Below are 17,266 nucleotides of genomic sequence, written 5' to 3' on the forward strand. Positions count from 1 at the left end.
TTGCGTCTGTTCCACACCTCCGACTGGCACCTTGGCCAAAACCTCCACGGCCAGGAACGCGACTTCGAACACGCCTGCTTCCTCGAGTGGCTGCTGCGCCAGATCGCGGCCCAGCATCCCGATGTGCTGTTGATCGCCGGCGACATCTTCGACACCGTCAACCCGCCGCTCAAGGCCCAGGAGCGGCTGTATGACTTCATCATCAGCGCCCACGAACAAAACCCGAAACTGACCATTGTGATGATTGCCGGCAACCACGACTCCGGCTCGCGGATCGAACTGCCCGCGCCGTTGATGCGGCGCCTGCGCACCCATGCGCTGGGCCGCGTGCTATGGCTGGACGACGGCCAGCTGGACGCCGAACGCCTGCTGATTCCCCTGCCGGATGCCAAGGGCAAGGTCGCCGCGTGGTGCCTGGCGCTGCCGTTCCTGCGCCCGGCGGAAGTTACCGGTGCGCACCTGGGCGATGATTACCTGCACGGCATTGGCCAGGTGCATGAATGGTTGATCGCCGCGGCTAACGCCAAGCGTAAAAAAGGCCAGGCGCTGATTGCCATCAGCCATGCGCACATGGCCGGTGGCTCAGTGTCGGAAGACTCCGAGCGCAGCCTGATCATCGGCAATGCCGAGGCGCTGCCGGCCAAACTGTTCGACAAAAGTATCGGCTATGTTGCCCTCGGCCATTTGCACAAGCCGCAAAAGGTCAATGGCGAGGAGCGCATTCGCTACAGCGGTTCGCCGATTCCGCTGTCGTTTTCCGAAATTGGCTATAAGCACCAGATTCTCGACGTGACGTTCCAGGGCGAACGATTGGTCAGCGTCGAACCGCTGCTGATTCCCCGTTCGGTCAACCTGCAACGCTTGGAAGCCGCGCCCCTGGCCGACATCCTCAAGGCCCTGGCGGACTTGCCCGATATCGACCTGCTCGCCGAAACCCAGCGCCACCCCTGGCTGGAAGTGCGCGTGCGCCTCGACGAGCCGCAACCGGACCTGCGCCAACAGATCGAAACCGCCCTGCAAGGCAAGGCGGTGCGCCTGGTGCGCATCGCTGCCGAGTACGCCGGCAAACGTGGCAGCGACACCACCGATGATGAGCGCCTGATCGAACTCGACCAGCTCACGCCCCAGGAGCTGTTCAGCCGCGCCTGGCAGGACAGCTACGGCAGTGAAGTGGATGAACAGACCTTGAAGGATTTCGCCGTGCTGCTCCAGGAAGTGCAACAGGCAGGTGAACAGCCATGAAGATCCTCGCCATCCGCCTGAAAAACCTCGCGTCCCTGGCCGGGCCGTTCGAGATCGACTTTACCGCAGAGCCCCTGGCCAGCGCCGGACTGTTCGCCATTACCGGGCCGACCGGCGCCGGTAAAAGTACCCTGCTGGATGCCCTGTGCCTGGCGCTGTTTGGCGCCGTGCCACGCCTGGGCGATACCGGCCAGGCCAAGATGCCGGATGCCGACAGCGATATTTCCATCGGCGACCCACGCACCCTGATCCGTCGCGGCACCGGTGGCGGTTATGCCGAAGTTGACTTTGTCGGCGTCAGCGGCCGTCGCTACCGTGCGCGCTGGGAAGCCAATCGCGCCCGCGACAAGGCCAGCGGCAAGTTGCAGAACAGTCGGCAAAGCCTGATCGACCTGGACAGCGACCAACTGCTGGCCAGCCAGAAGACCGAATACAAGACCCAGCTGGAATTGGCCCTGGGCCTGAACTTCGAGCAGTTCACCCGCGCCGTGCTGCTGGCCCAGAGTGAGTTCAGCGCCTTCCTCAAGGCCAATGACAACGAACGCAGCGAACTGCTGGAAAAGCTCACCGACACCGCGCTGTACACCCAGCTCGGCCGCCGCGCGTTCGATAAGGCCAAGGAGGCCAAAGACGCGCACAAACACTTGCAGGACCAGGCCACCGGCGTGGTGCCCCTGGCCCCTGAAGCGCGCGCCGAACTGGACGAGCAATTCGACGCGGCCCAGCAACAGCTCAAGACCCAGCAGGCGCAGCTCAAGCAGCTGGAATTGCAGCACACCTGGCTCAAGGAATTGCGCGAATGGCAGGACCGCCAGCGCAATGCCACCGAACAGTTGCAGCGCGCGCAAGCGGAGTGGGACAGCCAGGGGGCACAGCGCCAAGACCTGAGCCGCCTGGACCAACTGGCGCCGCAACGACATCAGTTTGCGCGCCTGGCAGAACTCGACACCTTGCTCACGCCGCTGGCTACGCAAATTCAGGCGCATATCGAGCAACAGGCCGAGTTGCAGACTCGTCAGGAACAGGCCCTGCAACAGCAGGCCTCAGCCCAAGCCGCTTTGGCCGATGCCGTGAAGCAACAGACCGACGCCGCCCCGCTGCTGCACCAGGCCTTCGCCGAACAGAACACCCTCGCCCACTTGACCAAGGACCTGGCCAAGCGCAGCGAGGATAAGCAGCAACACGAAGCCGCCTGCGCCGAAGGCCAGACGCTGCTCCAAGGCTTACAGGCCAAGCACACCCACGTTGCCGAACGCCTGCAACGCCTGGCCGCCGAACTTGAACGCAGCAGCGCCCTCGCCCCGCTCAGCGAGGCTTGGAACGCCTACCGCGATCGCCTGCAACAACTGATGCTGATCGGTAATCGCCTGAAGAAAGGCCAGGCCGAACTGCCGCAACTGGAACAACGTGCCACGACCGCCGCGGAAAAATTCGCCCAACAACGTGACGCGCTGGACCTGCTGTACCAGGAAGCCGGTGCCGAGCCGCACGCCGTGGCCGAGCAGGTCCAGCTGCTGGCCAGCCTGCTGCAAGACAATCGCAAGCAGCAACGCGCCTTCGAAGACCTGACTCGCCTGTGGGACAGCCAGCAGCAGTTGGACCAGCAAGCCGCTGCCGTCGCGCAAAAGCTCGTCGATGCCGCGCAGCAGCGCGAACAACTGAACCAGACCGGCCTGCAAACCAAAGCCGAACTTACCGTCGCCGAACAGACCTTGGCGGTGACCAAGCAGGTGCTGGAACGCCAGCGCCTGGCGCGCAGCGCCAGCGTCGAGGAACTGCGCGAGCAATTGCAGGACGGCCAGCCCTGCCCGGTGTGCGGCAGCCACGAGCATCCGTATCACCAGCCCGAAGCCCTGCTGCAAAGCCTTGGACGCCACGACGACCAGGAAGAAGCAGCGGCGCAGAATACCGTTGATACCCTCAAGGAAAAACTCACCGAGTTGCGCGGCGAAGTCGGTGGCTTGATTGCCCAACAGAAGGAGTTCCTGCAACAACAGGAGCAACTGGCCACCCAGCAGCAAGCGCTCAAACCCAGCCTGGACGCCCATCCGCTGGCGGCCTCGCTGTTCAACCAAGACCAAAGCAAACGCAGCCATTGGTTGGCCCAGCAACTCAGCCAACTGACCCAAAGCATCACCCAGGACGAACAACGCCAGGGCGCCCTGCTCAACCTGCAGCAAAACGCCGGGCGCTTGCAGCAGCAACTGCAAGCCGCCCAGGACGCGAGCCAGCAGGCGCGCCAATTGCTGGTGGACCAGCAGCGCGAGCTGTCCAACGACCGTGAACGTCTCGACGAAGAAATCACCGCCTTTGCCCACCTGTTGCCCGCCGACACACTGGAAGGCTTGCGCAGCGACCCGGCGGCGACCTTTATGCAGTTGGACCAGCAGGTCAGCCAACGCCTTGAACAGCTGGGTCACCAGAAGGATGAGCTCGCCGAGCAGCAGGAACGCCAGCAGGCCATCGAGAAAGAGCACACCCATCAGCTGCATCGCCAACAGCAACTCGACGCCCTGAACCAGCAATTTACCGAACTGGCAGCGCAGCAACAGGCCGCCCAGGAAAAACTCAGTGCCTTGCTGGGCGAGCACGCCAGCGCCGAACACTGGCAGCAGCAGTTGGAACAGGCCGTGGTGCAGTCACGCCAGCGCGAGGCCGACGCCAACCTACAGTTGCAGGACATCCGCAACCAGCTGATCCAACTGGCCGCCGACCTCAAGGCCCACCAGGAGCGCCAGCAATCCTTCGAAGCCGAACAGCACACCCTCGAGGCCCGTACCAACGAATGGCGCGCCCTGCACCCCGAACTGGATGACGAGGGCCTGGCGCGTCTGCTGGCTTTCGATGACGCGCACATCAGCGCGCTGCGCCAGCATCTGCACAGCAGCGAAAAAGCCGTCGAGCAAGCCAAGGTGTTGCTGCAAGAGCGCGAACAACGCCTCGCCGAACACCAGGCCCTGCACAACGGCAACCTGGACGCCGAACAACTCGATGGCGCCCTGGCCGCGCTCAATCAACAATTGGCCGAGGGCGAGAAACACTGCGCCGAACTGCGCGCGCGCCAGTCCGAAGACCAGCGTCGCCAGGACGCCAACAGTGCCCTGGCCGAGCAAATCACCAAGGCCTATGAAGAGTGGCAACGCTGGGCGCGCCTGAACGCGCTGATCGGCTCAGCCAGCGGCGACACCTTCCGCAAGATCGCCCAGGCCTACAACCTCGACCTGCTGGTGCACCACGCCAACGTGCAGCTGCGCCAACTGGTGCGCCGCTACCGCCTCAAGCGCGGCGGCAGCATGTTGGGCCTGCTGGTGATGGACACGGAAATGGGCGATGAACTGCGCTCGGTGCACTCGTTGTCCGGCGGCGAGACGTTCCTGGTGTCCCTGGCGCTGGCGTTGGGTCTGGCGTCGATGGCCTCAAGCACGTTGAAGATCGAGTCGCTGTTTATCGACGAAGGCTTCGGCAGCCTCGACCCCGAGTCCCTGCAATTGGCGATGGACGCCCTCGACGGGTTGCAGGCCCAGGGGCGCAAAGTGGCAGTGATCTCCCACGTGCAGGAAATGCACGAACGCATCCCGGTACAGATCCAGGTCAAGCGCCAGGGCAATGGCTTGAGCACCCTGGAGGTCAAGTGAGCGAGGCGCTGCTGTATTCGTTCCGGCGCTGCCCCTATGCCATGCGCGCACGCCTGGCGCTGCGCTACTCGGGGGTGGCGGTGCGGATTGTCGAGGTGAGCCTCAAGGCCAAGCCGGCCGAGATGCTGGCGCTGTCGCCCAAAGGCACGGTGCCGGTGCTGGTGGTGGATGGCGAAGTGATCGACGAGAGCCTGGCGATCATGCGGTGGGCCTTGGCCCGGCACGACCCGGATAACTGGTTATTGCAGGGAGATCCGGCGGTACTTGAGCTGATCGCCGAGAACGATTCAACCTTCAAACATCACTTGAATCGATACAAGTACGCCGAACGCTACCCCGAGCAGCCGATGGAACACTATCGAGCCGAAGGCGAGGTGTTCTTGCAGAAGCTTGAGGGGTTGCTGGCCCAACACGCCTATCTGCTGGCCGACCACCCTAGCCTGGCGGACATGGCGCTTGCGCCGTTTATACGGCAGTTTGCCCACGTGGACCGCGAATGGTTTGCCGGTACGCCGTTCAAAGCGTTGCAACGCTGGTTGGAAGACTTCCTGCAATCCCCCCTGTTTATCGGCGTGATGGCGAAGGCTTAGCCTTCGATCAGGCTCAACAACCGCTCGCGGGCGATCTCCGGCTCGCCGTCCGACAACTGCACGGATGACAGGATCGGGGTGGAATAAAGGGCGAGGATAAGTGCGGCGAGTCGAAGTGCCATGCTGTCGATTCCATGAAAGAGGGCGTCAATATTTAAGCGTCAATTTAAACACATGGCAATACGCCACTACCTCATTTTTTTCTTTGACAGATACACAAACGCCAAACCACTCGAACGCGCGCTTACGTTCCAGTGGTTTGGCGTCTGCTTGTGTGCAGGGTCAATCAGCGCTCATTGCTGGGTCTTGTGATCCAGGGCGGCGTAGAAGTTGGCGCTTTGTTGCAGGTATTTCTGGGTGTAGGCACTGGTGCTGGATTTTGTGCCGGTGACTTCCACGCTGGCAGCGGCAGGCAGGGCCACGGTGGCGGAAACGGCGGAGGCGGCGATGACGGAGAAGAGATTCAAGTTCATGTCGGTAACCCTTGTATTCGTTTGGTTGGGTGGCCGGGGAAGGCCTTGGAACCCAACTTACGCCCGAGGGTTGAACCTTAGAAATGCTTTGAAACAGTAGCCGCTATTAATACAATTAATACTAAGGGTCAGGCCCCGCACTGCGAGGCCTGTGGCTTATTGACGCACCAGGAACTTGAGGTCGCTGGGGGCATCGATCGGCAATTTCTGCACGGTTTTACCCAGCAGGCCGGTCTTGGGGTCACGCTCGACCACCACGATTTCGTTGCTCTTCTGGTTGGCGATCAGCAGGAACTTGCCGCTCGGATCGAGGCTGAACTCCCTCGGGTGGTCGCCTTCGACGCTGCGGCGCTGCAGCTCCTTGAGGTGGGCGGTTGCCGGGTCCACGCCAAATACGATGATCTGGTTGGCGGTGCCGCGATTGCTCACGTAGAGGAACTTGCCATCGCTGGAGGCGTGCAGTGCGGCGCCGGCCTTGTCGGACACCGGTTGCCCGGCGGCGTAGTCGACCAATTGGGTCTGGCGAAGCGTGCCGTCGGCGTAATCAAACACCGCGACCTGGGCGCTCATCTCGGTGGTCAGCCAGGCATGCTTGCCATCGGCGCTGAACAGCAGGTGGCGCGGGCCGCTGCCCGGTGGCAAGGGCACCGATGCCGGGTTGGCAGGGGTCAGCGGCAGTTCGTGATTGGCCTTGGGGTCGTAGCGGTAGGCGAAGACCTTGTCCGCGCCCAGGTCCTGCACAAACACGTACTTGCCATCCGGCGACGACACCACCGAATGCACATGGTTGGAGGCCTGGCGCTCGGGATTGACGCGACTGGCCGGGTGCCCGCTCAACTGCACCGGGGCCGACAGCTTGCCGGCAGCGTCCACCGGCAGGACCGCCAGACTGCCACCCGGATCTTCCACCACCGAATAATTGGCGACGAACAGGTAACGCCCATCCGCGGCGACGCTGGAATGGGTCGGCTCATTGCCCAGGCTCTGCACCTGGTTGATCAGGGTGAGCTGATGACTCTTCGGGTCGATGCTGTAGCTGCTCACGCGACCGACCGGGTCTTGCTGGCCAGGGCCGTTCTCATTGACCACAAACAGATGCTTCTGGTCTTTTGAGACCGTCAGCCACGACGGGTTGGCGGCCTTCGCGGCCAGTACCGGCTTGCCTTGGAACTGACCGGTGCGGCTGTCGAATTGCAGGCGATAAATGCCTTCGCTGGAGCCGGCGGTGTAGCTGCCCACCAACAACTCATAAGTGTCAGCCGGTGCAGCCTGCACCGACATCGCGCCCACACTGCCGGCCATCAGCAGCGGCCAGAATTTACGCATCATCATGCTCGTCTTCCTCGTCGTTATTGTTGCCGGTGAAGGCGGCCATGCACACCAGGCGGTGCTCGCCCGAATCACCGGTGAGGGTCCAGCTTTGCAAGGCGTCATCAAAGGTCGCAGCCTCTATTTGCGCCAGGCTGAACGTCCAGCGTTTCTCGGCCCGACCGTCCATGCTCTTGATCAGCAGCTGTTGATCGTCGAGCGTGAAATCAAAGGCATGCAGCCCATCGATTTCGAGCATGTCGCTGGTTTGGAGTTCAGTAAGCAGGGAGGCGGCAGTCATCAGGTTCATTCATCGCTGGAAAAAACGCTGATGATAGGCCAATCCGGCGATGCCGTCGTGCCGCGATAGCGGGCTACCGCACCGCGGCGGCCGGCGCTTGCCATTCTGGGGGCGAACCACCCCAAAGAACGGAATCTCCTATGCCAGACACTTCTATCGCCTCGCCGACGGGGCCCCTGCAGTTCGCACACCGCAGCAACACTCCCGCCCTGGCGGTCTCCCAGCAGTTCGCCACACGCCCGACGTTGCGCCAGGTGGTCGAACTGCACCTGCACGAACGCCTGCAGGAACAGTTCCCATCGCTGCATCTGGATCTGTCCACCCTCAAGCTGGCCACCCCCAACCAACGGCGCGGCTGGGACCTCTGGCGCTTGACCGATGTGGTCCTCGAACACCTGGGCAATGGCACGGACCTGAACCTGACCCAGGCGGTCGACCAGCGCCGCTGCTTCCTGTCCCAGCGCCCGCCCTCACGCTTGACCTTTGAGGCCAATGGCCCGCGCGAGCCGGACATGGCGGTGATCGAACGGCTGATCCTGGACCTGGCCTTCACCCTGCCCATCGCTTTTCAGCAAGCCCTGGCCACCTATTGGAACGGCGATGCCGACACGGGCACCAGCCGTTGGCAATGGCTCGGCGATCTGCTGGCGGATACCCTCAAAAGCAGCGCAAGTCTGCTGCCCGCCGGTACGCCGCGAGACATGCTGGACAGCCTGACCCGCCAGCCTGACCGGCGCGAACGCCAGGCGGGGCCCGGCGGCTTTGTGCATGCTTACTGCCTGGAAGCCTGTGTGACCCAGCAGGAACGCGAAGCTCGCCTGTTGAGCAGCGACCTGCTGTTGGTACAAGGCCACCAGGCCTTGCTGTGCCAGGCGTCGGGCAGCGTCGAGCCATTTGCCTCATTGGAGGCCTTCACCCAAGCCTGGGGCCAGCGCCTGAGCCAGCGGTTGCAGGTCGACAAGGTGGTGGTCAGGCGCTACGAGCCCGATGGCAATCTCTTCGATACCCAGGCCGCCCTGTTGCTCAACCAGCAACTGGACGACCTCGAAGCAATCGCCCTGCCCGCCTCCGACGGCGTGCGCAGTCTGGAGCAGCGATTTGCCCAGGCGACGGACCCCAGTTCAGCCTTCATCGCTGCGCCGGCGCCCGACCCGACACATCAGGACGCCATCCACACGGCGCTGCCCGCCTGGCTGCAGACCGCCACTGCCCAGCAGCGCTTCGCCTATCGCCAGGGTCTGTTGGAACAGGCACACCTGCAGCGCCAACAGACCGGGGCGTCGTTCCTGGACGGGGTCGAGAGCCTGCCGGCCTTTGCCTCCCGCACCCTGCGCGAGCAGATGCGCCGCGACCACCCCGGCTCCACCGTGGACCCGGACAACCTGCGGCTGACCTTCCACGTCCCGGTGGGTGACTTGCACGGCGGCTACCTGGCACCGGTGACCCTGGGCCTGACCGAGCTGGCCATCAAGAACCTCGCCGCCGCGCCTCACGGCCGCATGACCTTGCAGGACACGTCCGGGGCCGCCCTCCCGGCCTGGCTGACCGAGGACTACATCCTCGGGGAAAAAGGCCTGTTCCACAGCACGCCCGGCCTGATCCGCCAAGTGGATATCGGCCGGGACTACCCGCAACAGCTGCGCGGCCTGCTGCTGGGCGACACCCCACAGGTACGCCGGCGTGAGATGCTGTTCGGCCAGGCGCTGACGGTGCAACTGCCGCGCCAGGCCCTGGAACTGGCGATTCGCCGGCAACAGGGCTTCAGCTTCCTGGGTTATCGCTACGTCAAGGCCGTGCTGCACGCCAGCACGGCGGGGCGCGTGGTCGATACCCTCGACATCGTGATGCGCCCGCTGGCCTTCGCCCGCAAGCCCGCTGCCGTGCCGGATATCGTCGGCAATATGTTTATCATCGAGGCCCGTGACATCGACGCCGGGCCGTCCATTCTCTACCGCCCGCTGTACTCAGACGCGTTGCAGCAATTCGCCAGCCGCGCGGCCCTGTTCGACGCCATCGCCCAACCCGGTTCACTGCAAGACAGCGTGCTGGCCTGGATGACCGACAAGGCCCGGCCGATCTACAGCCACGATGGCTTCCGCAGCCCGCATATCCTGCGCTTCGGCCAGGGCGACGACACGGTGCAGTGGCCAGCACCGCCGCCTGCACAGTTGGCACATGACGCCAATGGCGACGAGGTCCAGGGTTCCCTGGCCCAATGCCTGGCCACCGGCAACCTGACCCAGTATCTCTACGGCAGCAACGCCCGGGCGCTGGTGGACCTGGCGGACCGCGACTCGGTGTCCAATGCCGAAAGCCGTTGGGCGGTGTTGCTCGAAGGGGGCTGGTTGTTGTTCAACGCCCTGCTGATGCCGCTGCTGCGCGGGCCGGCGATGGTCGCCGGCTGGATGATGCAACTGGCGGTCAGCCTCCAGCACGATATGGCCGCCCTGCAAGGCGACGATGCCGCCGCCCGCGAGCTGGCCTGGGTCGACGTGCTGCTCAATATCGGCCTGATCCTGCTGCACATGGGCACCCGGCAACACCCGACCATCGAGTTACCCTCGGAGCCCGCCTTGCCGGCCACCCTCGCGGCCCTGCAGCACCCCACAGGCCTTGCGCCACACCCGACCACACCGGTGGAACTGGGGCCGGTGGGCCTGCCCGCGGAGCCGCCGGCCGGCGACCGGACCCTGGTCGATTTCATTCATTCCAACGCCCGCGACGCCAGCCGTCGACGACTGCTCGATGCCCTGCGCGAGCTGCGGGTGCCATGGCCGGTGCCGGCGCCCGAGCCGCTGGAAGTCGGCATGTTCAAAGGGCTGTACCGCATCGACCAGCAATGGCATGCCTCGGTGGCCGGCCTGCTGTTTCGGGTCGCCATCGTGCCGGAATTCGGCGAAGTGACGCTGATCCACCCGCAAAAACCGCAACATCCGGGGTTTGCACTGGCACGCAATGCCCGTGGACAATGGGGCCTGGACCTGGGCCTGAAACTGCGCGGTGGCGGGCCGAAAAACCGGCTCAAGGCCAAGCTGGCGCAGATCGACCAGCAGCGCACCCAAGTGTCGGATGAAATCAATCGCATCAGTGATGAGGTCAGCAGCCTGATCAAACGCCTGCAGCCTATCGACCAGGTGCTGGATGCCGCCCGCCTGAAGTTCGAGCAGGCCCACAATGCCTTGGGCCTGGCCCGCAACCGCTTGCGCGGCGCACCTGACGACCCGACGCGGGTGGCCGAGCACCTGGCCAGCGTCGCTCAGCGCTCTCGGGCCAGGGCCGGCTTCCAGGCATTTCAGGAGCGCTTCGACGTGGCCGCCGCCGAGTTGCTGCAACAACGGCGCACGTTGATTGAGGCCTACGCCCGGATGAAGGCGGTGGACAGCCGCTTTGACTACGAAGGGCTGTGCGTGGAGCAATACCAGTCGATCCTGGCCACCGATGAAATTCGTGTCAGCCAGTTGTCGTCCCTGTACCTGGCGACGTTCATGTCCGAGCAGGGTGAGTCGCTGATCGACCTGCAAAGCCGCGCCCAGGACGCGGGGGCAATCCGCTATGTCAAAGACCTGCTGGAAACCAACTTCGCCGTGTCCGAGCGCCATGCCCAGGCAATGATCGCCATCGAGGACACCCTGGAGGCGATGGCCACACGCTTGAAAACCGGCGCGGCCCAGCGCCTGAACTACCTCAACGGGCATCCCAAGCGCCGGTTCTACAACCGCCTCAATGCCACCCTCGAATCCCTGGATGTACTGACCGAGTTGAGCATCGACCAGACGATCCCGGCCACAACGCCCCAGGAGCAGTATTTCCTGGCCCGCCATGAGCACCTGCAATCCTCCCTGTCTTCCCTGGAAGACTCACACCTGGACCTGCTGACCACCGAGGGTTTCACCCCGACCGAGCGCAAGGAGGTGCTGGCCAACCTGGTCAGGCATTACAACCGGCGCCTGCAGATTTACCAGAGCCTGCTGGAGCTCGACTCGCCCCTGGTGCACCCGCGGCATATGCCGCTGTTGATCGAGCGCTTGTACACCGCGCGCGACAGCGCCGAGGCCGACCTGGCCGCGCTGCTGCGCGAAGATGAATTCCTGCCGCCGCAACCGGGCGCCTTCAAACCGGTGCGATCCCCGTCAAGAACCAAACGCGTATTCAAGTCACGGGACAAAGGCGCCTTGGTCGGTGAACTGGAGCCGGCACAAAGTGACCAGCCCTTCCCTACCATCGTGACCCGCAACCCCATTACCCAGCAGGTCAGCGGGCGCTTCATGGAGCACCCCAACGAGGGGTGGGTGGAGATTATCGAGGCCAGGCCCAGCCGCCCCGTCGAGCCACCCCAGGCCCCCGCGCTGTCCACGCTGCGCAGCCAGGCGCAACGGTTGCTGGAAGAAGTGCCGGCCCTCGAGCGCTCCATCGAGTTCCAGAAGAAGAAACTCGGCGACCCGACGCGTCGCGATGATCTCAACCCGCGTGACTGGCACGACATGCTCGCGCACCAGGCCGAGCGCCTCGACAGCGTCGCCGCCGAGTTGTCCAGCCACACGGCCGACAAGCCGGACGTGCTCCAGACCGTCGAGCGCCTGCGCCTGCGCGCCGACGAGTTGCGCAGCCAAGGCCGCCAGCATTGCATCGAGGGCTACAAGGCTCAACGCCCGCGCCAGGAAAACATCGAGTTCCTGCGGGCCCATGCCGCGATCGATATCGGCCTGGTCCACGGCCCGCAACGCACCGCCGCCAAGGACTATGTGTCGGAGTTCGCCGTGCGCGAGAAGAACCGTCTCACGGTGCTGTGGTATGCCCACTTTCACTACAGCCAGGCCGACAGCCCGCCGGGCGCTTATACGGCGGCGCATCTCAAGCGTCCCGAACAGCGCTTTGTCACCCTCAAGGACCTGATCGCCCAGGCCGGGGCAGACAACCGAAGCATCGTGCGCGACCTGTACAACCCGATCACCGCACCGCTGGATCAGCGCCTGTTCCTAAGCCTGCTGCCCAGCTGAAATCCCGCCATGAACGGCATCGCTTCGCCAAAAAGGATGTTTATGCAAGCCCCTCATTCTATTGCCCACGCCGTCAGCGCTCGCTTCGCTGATCGACCGACACTGGACAGCGTGATTCGCCAGCAACTCGCCACGGCCATCGGCGCCGGATACCCCAGCCTGAGCCTGGACCTCAGCCGCACACGCCTGGCCAGGCCACAACGCCGAGGCTGGCTGCTGCAGCCCTTTATGCAGGTGGTCCACGACGCCCTGGCCAGCGGTGTGGCGTTGGACTTCAGCGACGTGAACGGCTCGCCCTGGTACCTCTCGGACGAGCCACCCAAGCGCCTGAAGTTGCCCGGTGTGACCGGGGAAAAACTCGATATGCAGGTCATCGCGACGCTGGTCGACGAACTGCCACGCATCCTGCCCATCGCCCTGCAAAATGCGCTGACCGAATACTGGGATAGCGGCCCCTGGCGCTGGCTGGCTGGCGTATTGAGAGACACCCTGCGCATCAGTGCCCTGAGCCAGGCCAGTCTGGACCCACCCGCCAGGGAGACCCTCGAGCAGTTGCTCGAGAGGCCGGACCGCGAGGCACGCATCGCACGTCATGGGGCGAATGCCGTGATTGCGTACAGCCTGGAAGCCACCCTCACAACCGCCGAACGCAGCGTGACCCTGATCGGGCCGCAGTTGGCTCTGGTCCGCGCCTTCAACGGCAAGGTTTCGGTGCTGTTGTGCAGCCCGGAACACACCGTCGAGACGTTCGAGAGCATGGACGCACTGATCCAGGCCTACGGCCAACAATTGAGCCGCCGGTACCAGGTCGATGACATCTTGATTCAACGCTACGAGCCCGACGGCGATCCCTTCGAGCACCAAGCGTCGATGATCCTCAATCGCCAACTCGAAGACCTGGGCAGCCTGCGCCTGCCCACCGGCCAGCCCTTCAGCACCTGGCAGGCGCTGTACGCCGACATCACCGACCCGGGGCGTTTTTTGCGCGATGCGCCGGCCGCCCCAGCGCGAACCCTGGACAGCTTGCGCCAGCACCTGCCGACCTGGCTGCGCGACGCCAGTTCCGACGACCAGGCCACGTACAGGCGCTATACCCTGGCGCTCGCCGGGGCCAAACGGCGGGCTGCGGGGCGTAACGCCTTCAGCGACATCGATGACCTGCGTACCTACACCGTCAACGCGCTGTTGCAAGCCTTGCAGCAGGATGCCGTGACCTTGGGCATGTCGGCGCTCACGCCGCCCTCGGTCGCCGCCCTGCATCCCGATGACCTGCAACTGAGCTTCGCCATCGCCGCCGGCTATCCGGGTACCGCCGGGATCATCCGGCATGAACGCATGAGCCTGACCGACCTGGCCATCGACAACGTGTCCAGCCGCCCCAGCGGCAGCGTGACCCTCACCCACCGGCTCGGCTTGCCACTACCGGCCTGGCTGACCGCCGACTACCTGATGGGTGCCGACGGCCCGGTGGCACGCGCGGACATCGGCCAGTACTACCCGCGCCTGCTGGAAACACATCTGCTTGGCGAAAGCGCCGAGGCACGCCAGCGTGAAACCCTGTTCGCCGAACAACAGGCCGTGCAGTTGCCCTTGCTGGCCCTGGAACTGAACCTCAAGCAGCAAGCGGGCCTGAGCGCCACGGGCGCGCGCCTGGTAGCGGCATTGATGGAGCCTGATGCTGCCAACCACAGGGTCGACCAACGGCCCGTGGTGATCCGCCATCTGGCGCTGCTGCGGACGCCCGGCGCCCAACCGGACACGGTCACCGCGATGTACTTGATCGAGGCCGAAGACATCCGCGTCGGCCCCCATGTGTTGTACCGCCCGCTGTATGCCGAGGCACTCCAGGAATTTGCCAGCCGCCGGGCCCTGTTCGAGGCCATCGCGGAGAGCGGCCCCTTGCAGGACGGCGTGTTGACCTGGCTGAGTGACAAAGCCCGGCCCATCTACGCCAATGGCGGGTTCCGCGAGCCCCACTCGCTGCGCTTTGGCCAGGGCGACGAATTCGCCCCCTTGAGTAAACCGGCGCCGGCCACGCTGTCCGTCGATGGTATCAATGACGAGCTGCAACAATGCCGGGTGACCGGGCGCCTGATGAGCTACTTGTACAGCGACCACGCGCGGGCCCTGGTGGAGCAGGCCAATCGTGAATCGGTGTCCAACAGCGAAGGCCGCTGGCAGGTGCTGCGCGAAGGCAGCAGCTTGTTGTTCGGTAACCTGTTGCTGCCACTGCTGCGTGGGCCGGCCATGCTGACCGGCTGGCTGTGGGGCCTGATGGCCAGCCTGGACCAGGACATCCCGGCGCTCGCCTCCCAAGACCCGCAAACCCGAGAACTGGCGACCGTCGACCTGTTGCTCAACCTCGGCTTGCTGTTGCTTGAGGCCGTTCCCGTGGTGATCGCCGCACCCTCTGCGCTGGAGGTAGGGCTCAAGGACGAAGCATTGCCCGAGCCCCTGGCCCCGTGGATCGCCGAGCAGTGGCCGCTGCCGCCACCGCCCAGGATCCGTGAAGGCGCTGTCATCCTGCCGGGCGCGCCAGCGCAGACGGGCAAAACTCTACTGGACTTGAGTTTTACCCAGGCACGCCAGCGTCTGACCACGATCCAGCGCAGCCGCCTGACCAGCTTCCGCGCGCCTCGCCCGACGCCCCTGCCCCAACCGGTATTGAACGGGCCACGTCGCGGGCTCTACCTGGTGGAGAACACCTGGCATGCCCTGGTGGAGGACGAGTGGCTGCAGGTGGCCCTGGAGCCGGAGGGCGATATCCGCGTGGTGATGCCTGGCGACGCGACGCACCACGGCCCCTACTTGCGCAGCGAGAGCGACGGGACCTGGTCGGTCGACATGCGGCTGCGCCTGCGTGGCGGCATGCCGCCCAAGCGGATTGCCGCCGAACGCCAGCGCCAGGCGCAGCGCATCAGCGAACTCAAGCTCAGCTTCGAACAGTTCATCCAGGGCCAGGCGGCCCAGCAGAGTCGGATCGACATTATCCTGGGGGTGATGACCAGAACCGACGAGGACCCACGCTTCAGCGAAACGCAACGGGCCGACAGTCGCCAACGCTTCGATACGGCGCTGCAGGAACAGACGCAGGCCTACCAGCAACAGCTGGACAGCCTGCAAGAGCGCAGCGCGCTGGGGATTGCCTTGCCGCCCCAGTCGGTGGCGAGCTTATTGGAAAATATCGTCAACAACGCGCGCAAACATGTGGTGGTGGCCGAAAAAGACCGTACAGCGCTTTACCACAACAACAGTCGCTTCACCGTCAAGGGCGCACGCCTGGCCGAAGCGGTACTGACCGACTTCGCGGCTTACCGCGAGTTCATCCGCGCAATGACTGCCATCAATGAACGCTCGGCCCATTGGCTCGAACGGCGTGACCGCTATCTCGACCAGCTGTTCAGCCTCGGCGACGCCGGGGCTGAATACTACAAGCGCCTGACCTGGGAACGCCCGCAGGAAATCAGTGCCTTGGCCGTCAAGGCCCTGCTGATGCGCAACTATGAACTGATGACCCATAAACACCCTGATCATCCCTTGGTGAGTGTACTGATCGATATCCTCGAGCCGCTTCAGGAGCACTTGCGTACCCACAGTGACCTGAACGACCTGGAACTGTCGGCAGAGGAACGCATCAACGTGCTGGAAAGCCTGGTGGAGCACTATGGGCGGGGCCTGGACTCATTGCAGGGAGTTGGCATCGTCAACGCTGATGAACTCGACGGCGACTATTTCCCCAAGCTGGTCACGCTGGTGAGGGAGCTGTACCAGGAGGCGGCCAGGCAGTTGGCCAGCGAAATCAAGCCGATTGCCCGGCCCCCCCGGCGCCCGAATCGGCGCAGCCCGACGGCCGTGGGCCGACCGCAGAAAAAAGTCATACGCACGCCCAAAAAAGGCACCTTTATCGGCGAAGTCAAACCCCTGGGCACCCTGGAAACCGTCGAGGTTCGCTCGGAAGTCACCGGCGAGGTGCTGGGTACTTATGCGCAACGAGGCGAACAATGGATCGAGTTCAAGGAATCGGTACTGCCGACAGCCGCACCGGCTCCCCGCAGCCTGAGCCTGGTCAAGGGTGAAGCCCGCAAGCTGCTGGCCATGCTGGAAGAACACCTCAAGCGCGGCGATCAATACATGAAAATCTCCAGGCATCCGGAAGAGGTCCAGGAGGTGCTGCAACATGAGTCGGTACGCTACGACAAATTGGCCAACGAACTGTACCGGGCCATCCAGGCCCAACCAGCCGAGGCCCGTACGCCCGCAGACCAGACGCTGGAGCGCGACATGCGCCAGGCCGCGGTGCGCCTGAATGAGCGTGGCCTGGCGCTACGCATTCAGCTGTGCCTCGAATTACCTCCCACCCACGGCAACCTGGAATTCCTGATCGAACAAAAGCGCGCGAACATGGCGCTGCTGGGCGAGCGTATCCAGCTCAGCGGCGACCGGCGGGACTTTGTCCAGGAATACGCGGTCAACGACCAGGGTGGCTACCCCTTGTGGTACGCCCATTTCCATTACCCGGCGGCTGACACGCCCAAGCAGAACTACACCGCCGCGCACCTGAAAATCCGCGAGCAACGCCGGGTGAGCTACTACTCGCAGCTGGCCAGGGCCCAAAGCCCCCAGGCGGTGGTGGATGTGCATCGCGGGTTGATCGGCAAGGCGCTGGCGGAGCGTTGGTTCCTGCCGCTGGCCTCCTGAAAAACTGTGGCGAGCCCGCTTG

General features: G+C 64.2%; 9 protein-coding genes. 5 read left to right on the forward strand and 4 right to left on the reverse strand.

The annotated features are described in order from the left end of the window. The 3 genes from HDC32_RS03365 to HDC32_RS03375 are packed head-to-tail and all read left to right on the forward strand — an operon-like array spanning window position 1 to window position 5,467. Window positions 1–1,242, forward strand: coding sequence for an exonuclease SbcCD subunit D C-terminal domain-containing protein (locus tag HDC32_RS03365; RefSeq protein WP_131700577.1), 1,242 nt, complete (start codon window positions 1–3; stop codon window positions 1,240–1,242). Beyond that, the gene (locus HDC32_RS03370; RefSeq protein WP_184742506.1) at window positions 1,239–4,877 is read left to right on the forward strand and encodes an AAA family ATPase; all 3,639 of its coding nucleotides are present in this window, start codon (window positions 1,239–1,241) and stop codon (window positions 4,875–4,877) included. The genes HDC32_RS03365 and HDC32_RS03370 overlap by 4 nt, the downstream gene beginning before the upstream one ends. Further along, window positions 4,874–5,467, forward strand: a complete 594-nt coding sequence (locus HDC32_RS03375; RefSeq protein WP_131700575.1) for a glutathione S-transferase — start codon at window positions 4,874–4,876, stop codon at window positions 5,465–5,467. The genes HDC32_RS03370 and HDC32_RS03375 overlap by 4 nt, the downstream gene beginning before the upstream one ends. Here the strand turns inward: HDC32_RS03375 and HDC32_RS31970 are convergent. The 4 genes from HDC32_RS31970 to HDC32_RS03390 all read right to left on the reverse strand — a co-directional run bounded on the left by HDC32_RS31970 (window position 5,464) and on the right by HDC32_RS03390 (window position 7,549). Continuing rightward, window positions 5,464–5,589 (reverse strand): hypothetical protein, encoded by a 126-nt coding sequence (locus HDC32_RS31970; protein WP_259242710.1) that lies wholly within the window; start codon window positions 5,587–5,589, stop codon window positions 5,464–5,466. The genes HDC32_RS03375 and HDC32_RS31970 overlap by 4 nt on opposite strands. A 171-nt stretch (window positions 5,590–5,760) precedes the next feature. Beyond that, window positions 5,761–5,940, reverse strand: coding sequence for a hypothetical protein (locus tag HDC32_RS03380; RefSeq protein WP_145337551.1), 180 nt, complete (start codon window positions 5,938–5,940; stop codon window positions 5,761–5,763). A gap of 156 nt (window positions 5,941–6,096) precedes the next feature. After that, window positions 6,097–7,272 (reverse strand): lactonase family protein, encoded by a 1,176-nt coding sequence (locus tag HDC32_RS03385; RefSeq protein ID WP_145337550.1) that lies wholly within the window; start codon window positions 7,270–7,272, stop codon window positions 6,097–6,099. Further along, window positions 7,259–7,549, reverse strand: a complete 291-nt coding sequence (locus HDC32_RS03390) for a DUF5629 family protein (RefSeq protein ID WP_131700572.1) — start codon at window positions 7,547–7,549, stop codon at window positions 7,259–7,261. Before HDC32_RS03390 ends, HDC32_RS03385 begins: the two co-directional genes overlap by 14 nt. A 140-nt stretch (window positions 7,550–7,689) precedes the next feature. On the opposite strand from HDC32_RS03390, the gene HDC32_RS03395 reads away from it, so the two are divergent. Both HDC32_RS03395 and HDC32_RS03400 read left to right on the forward strand, forming a co-directional pair. Continuing rightward, a complete protein-coding gene (locus HDC32_RS03395) occupies window positions 7,690–12,546 on the forward strand; it encodes a hypothetical protein (protein WP_184742508.1) in 4,857 nt (1,618 codons plus the stop codon). A 42-nt stretch (window positions 12,547–12,588) separates the two neighbouring features. Continuing rightward, on the forward strand, window positions 12,589–17,244 hold the full coding sequence (locus tag HDC32_RS03400; protein ID WP_184742510.1) for a hypothetical protein: 4,656 nt from the start codon (window positions 12,589–12,591) through the stop codon (window positions 17,242–17,244). Window positions 17,245–17,266 lie beyond the last annotated feature (22 nt).

This window comes from Pseudomonas sp. JAI120 (assembly GCF_014207255.1).
In the GTDB taxonomy this organism is placed as follows: Bacteria; Pseudomonadota; Gammaproteobacteria; order Pseudomonadales; family Pseudomonadaceae; genus Aquipseudomonas.

Coding starts and splice junctions, on each gene's coding strand:
- HDC32_RS03390 (WP_131700572.1), bottom strand. CDS start 7,549: ATGACTGCCGCCTCCCTGCTTACTGAACTCCAAACCAGCGACATGCTC.
- HDC32_RS03385 (WP_145337550.1), bottom strand. CDS start 7,272: ATGATGATGCGTAAATTCTGGCCGCTGCTGATGGCCGGCAGTGTGGGC.
- HDC32_RS31970 (WP_259242710.1), bottom strand. CDS start 5,589: ATGGCACTTCGACTCGCCGCACTTATCCTCGCCCTTTATTCCACCCCG.
- HDC32_RS03400 (WP_184742510.1), top strand. CDS start 12,589: ATGCAAGCCCCTCATTCTATTGCCCACGCCGTCAGCGCTCGCTTCGCT.
- HDC32_RS03370 (WP_184742506.1), top strand. CDS start 1,239: ATGAAGATCCTCGCCATCCGCCTGAAAAACCTCGCGTCCCTGGCCGGG.
- HDC32_RS03395 (WP_184742508.1), top strand. CDS start 7,690: ATGCCAGACACTTCTATCGCCTCGCCGACGGGGCCCCTGCAGTTCGCA.
- HDC32_RS03380 (WP_145337551.1), bottom strand. CDS start 5,940: ATGAACTTGAATCTCTTCTCCGTCATCGCCGCCTCCGCCGTTTCCGCC.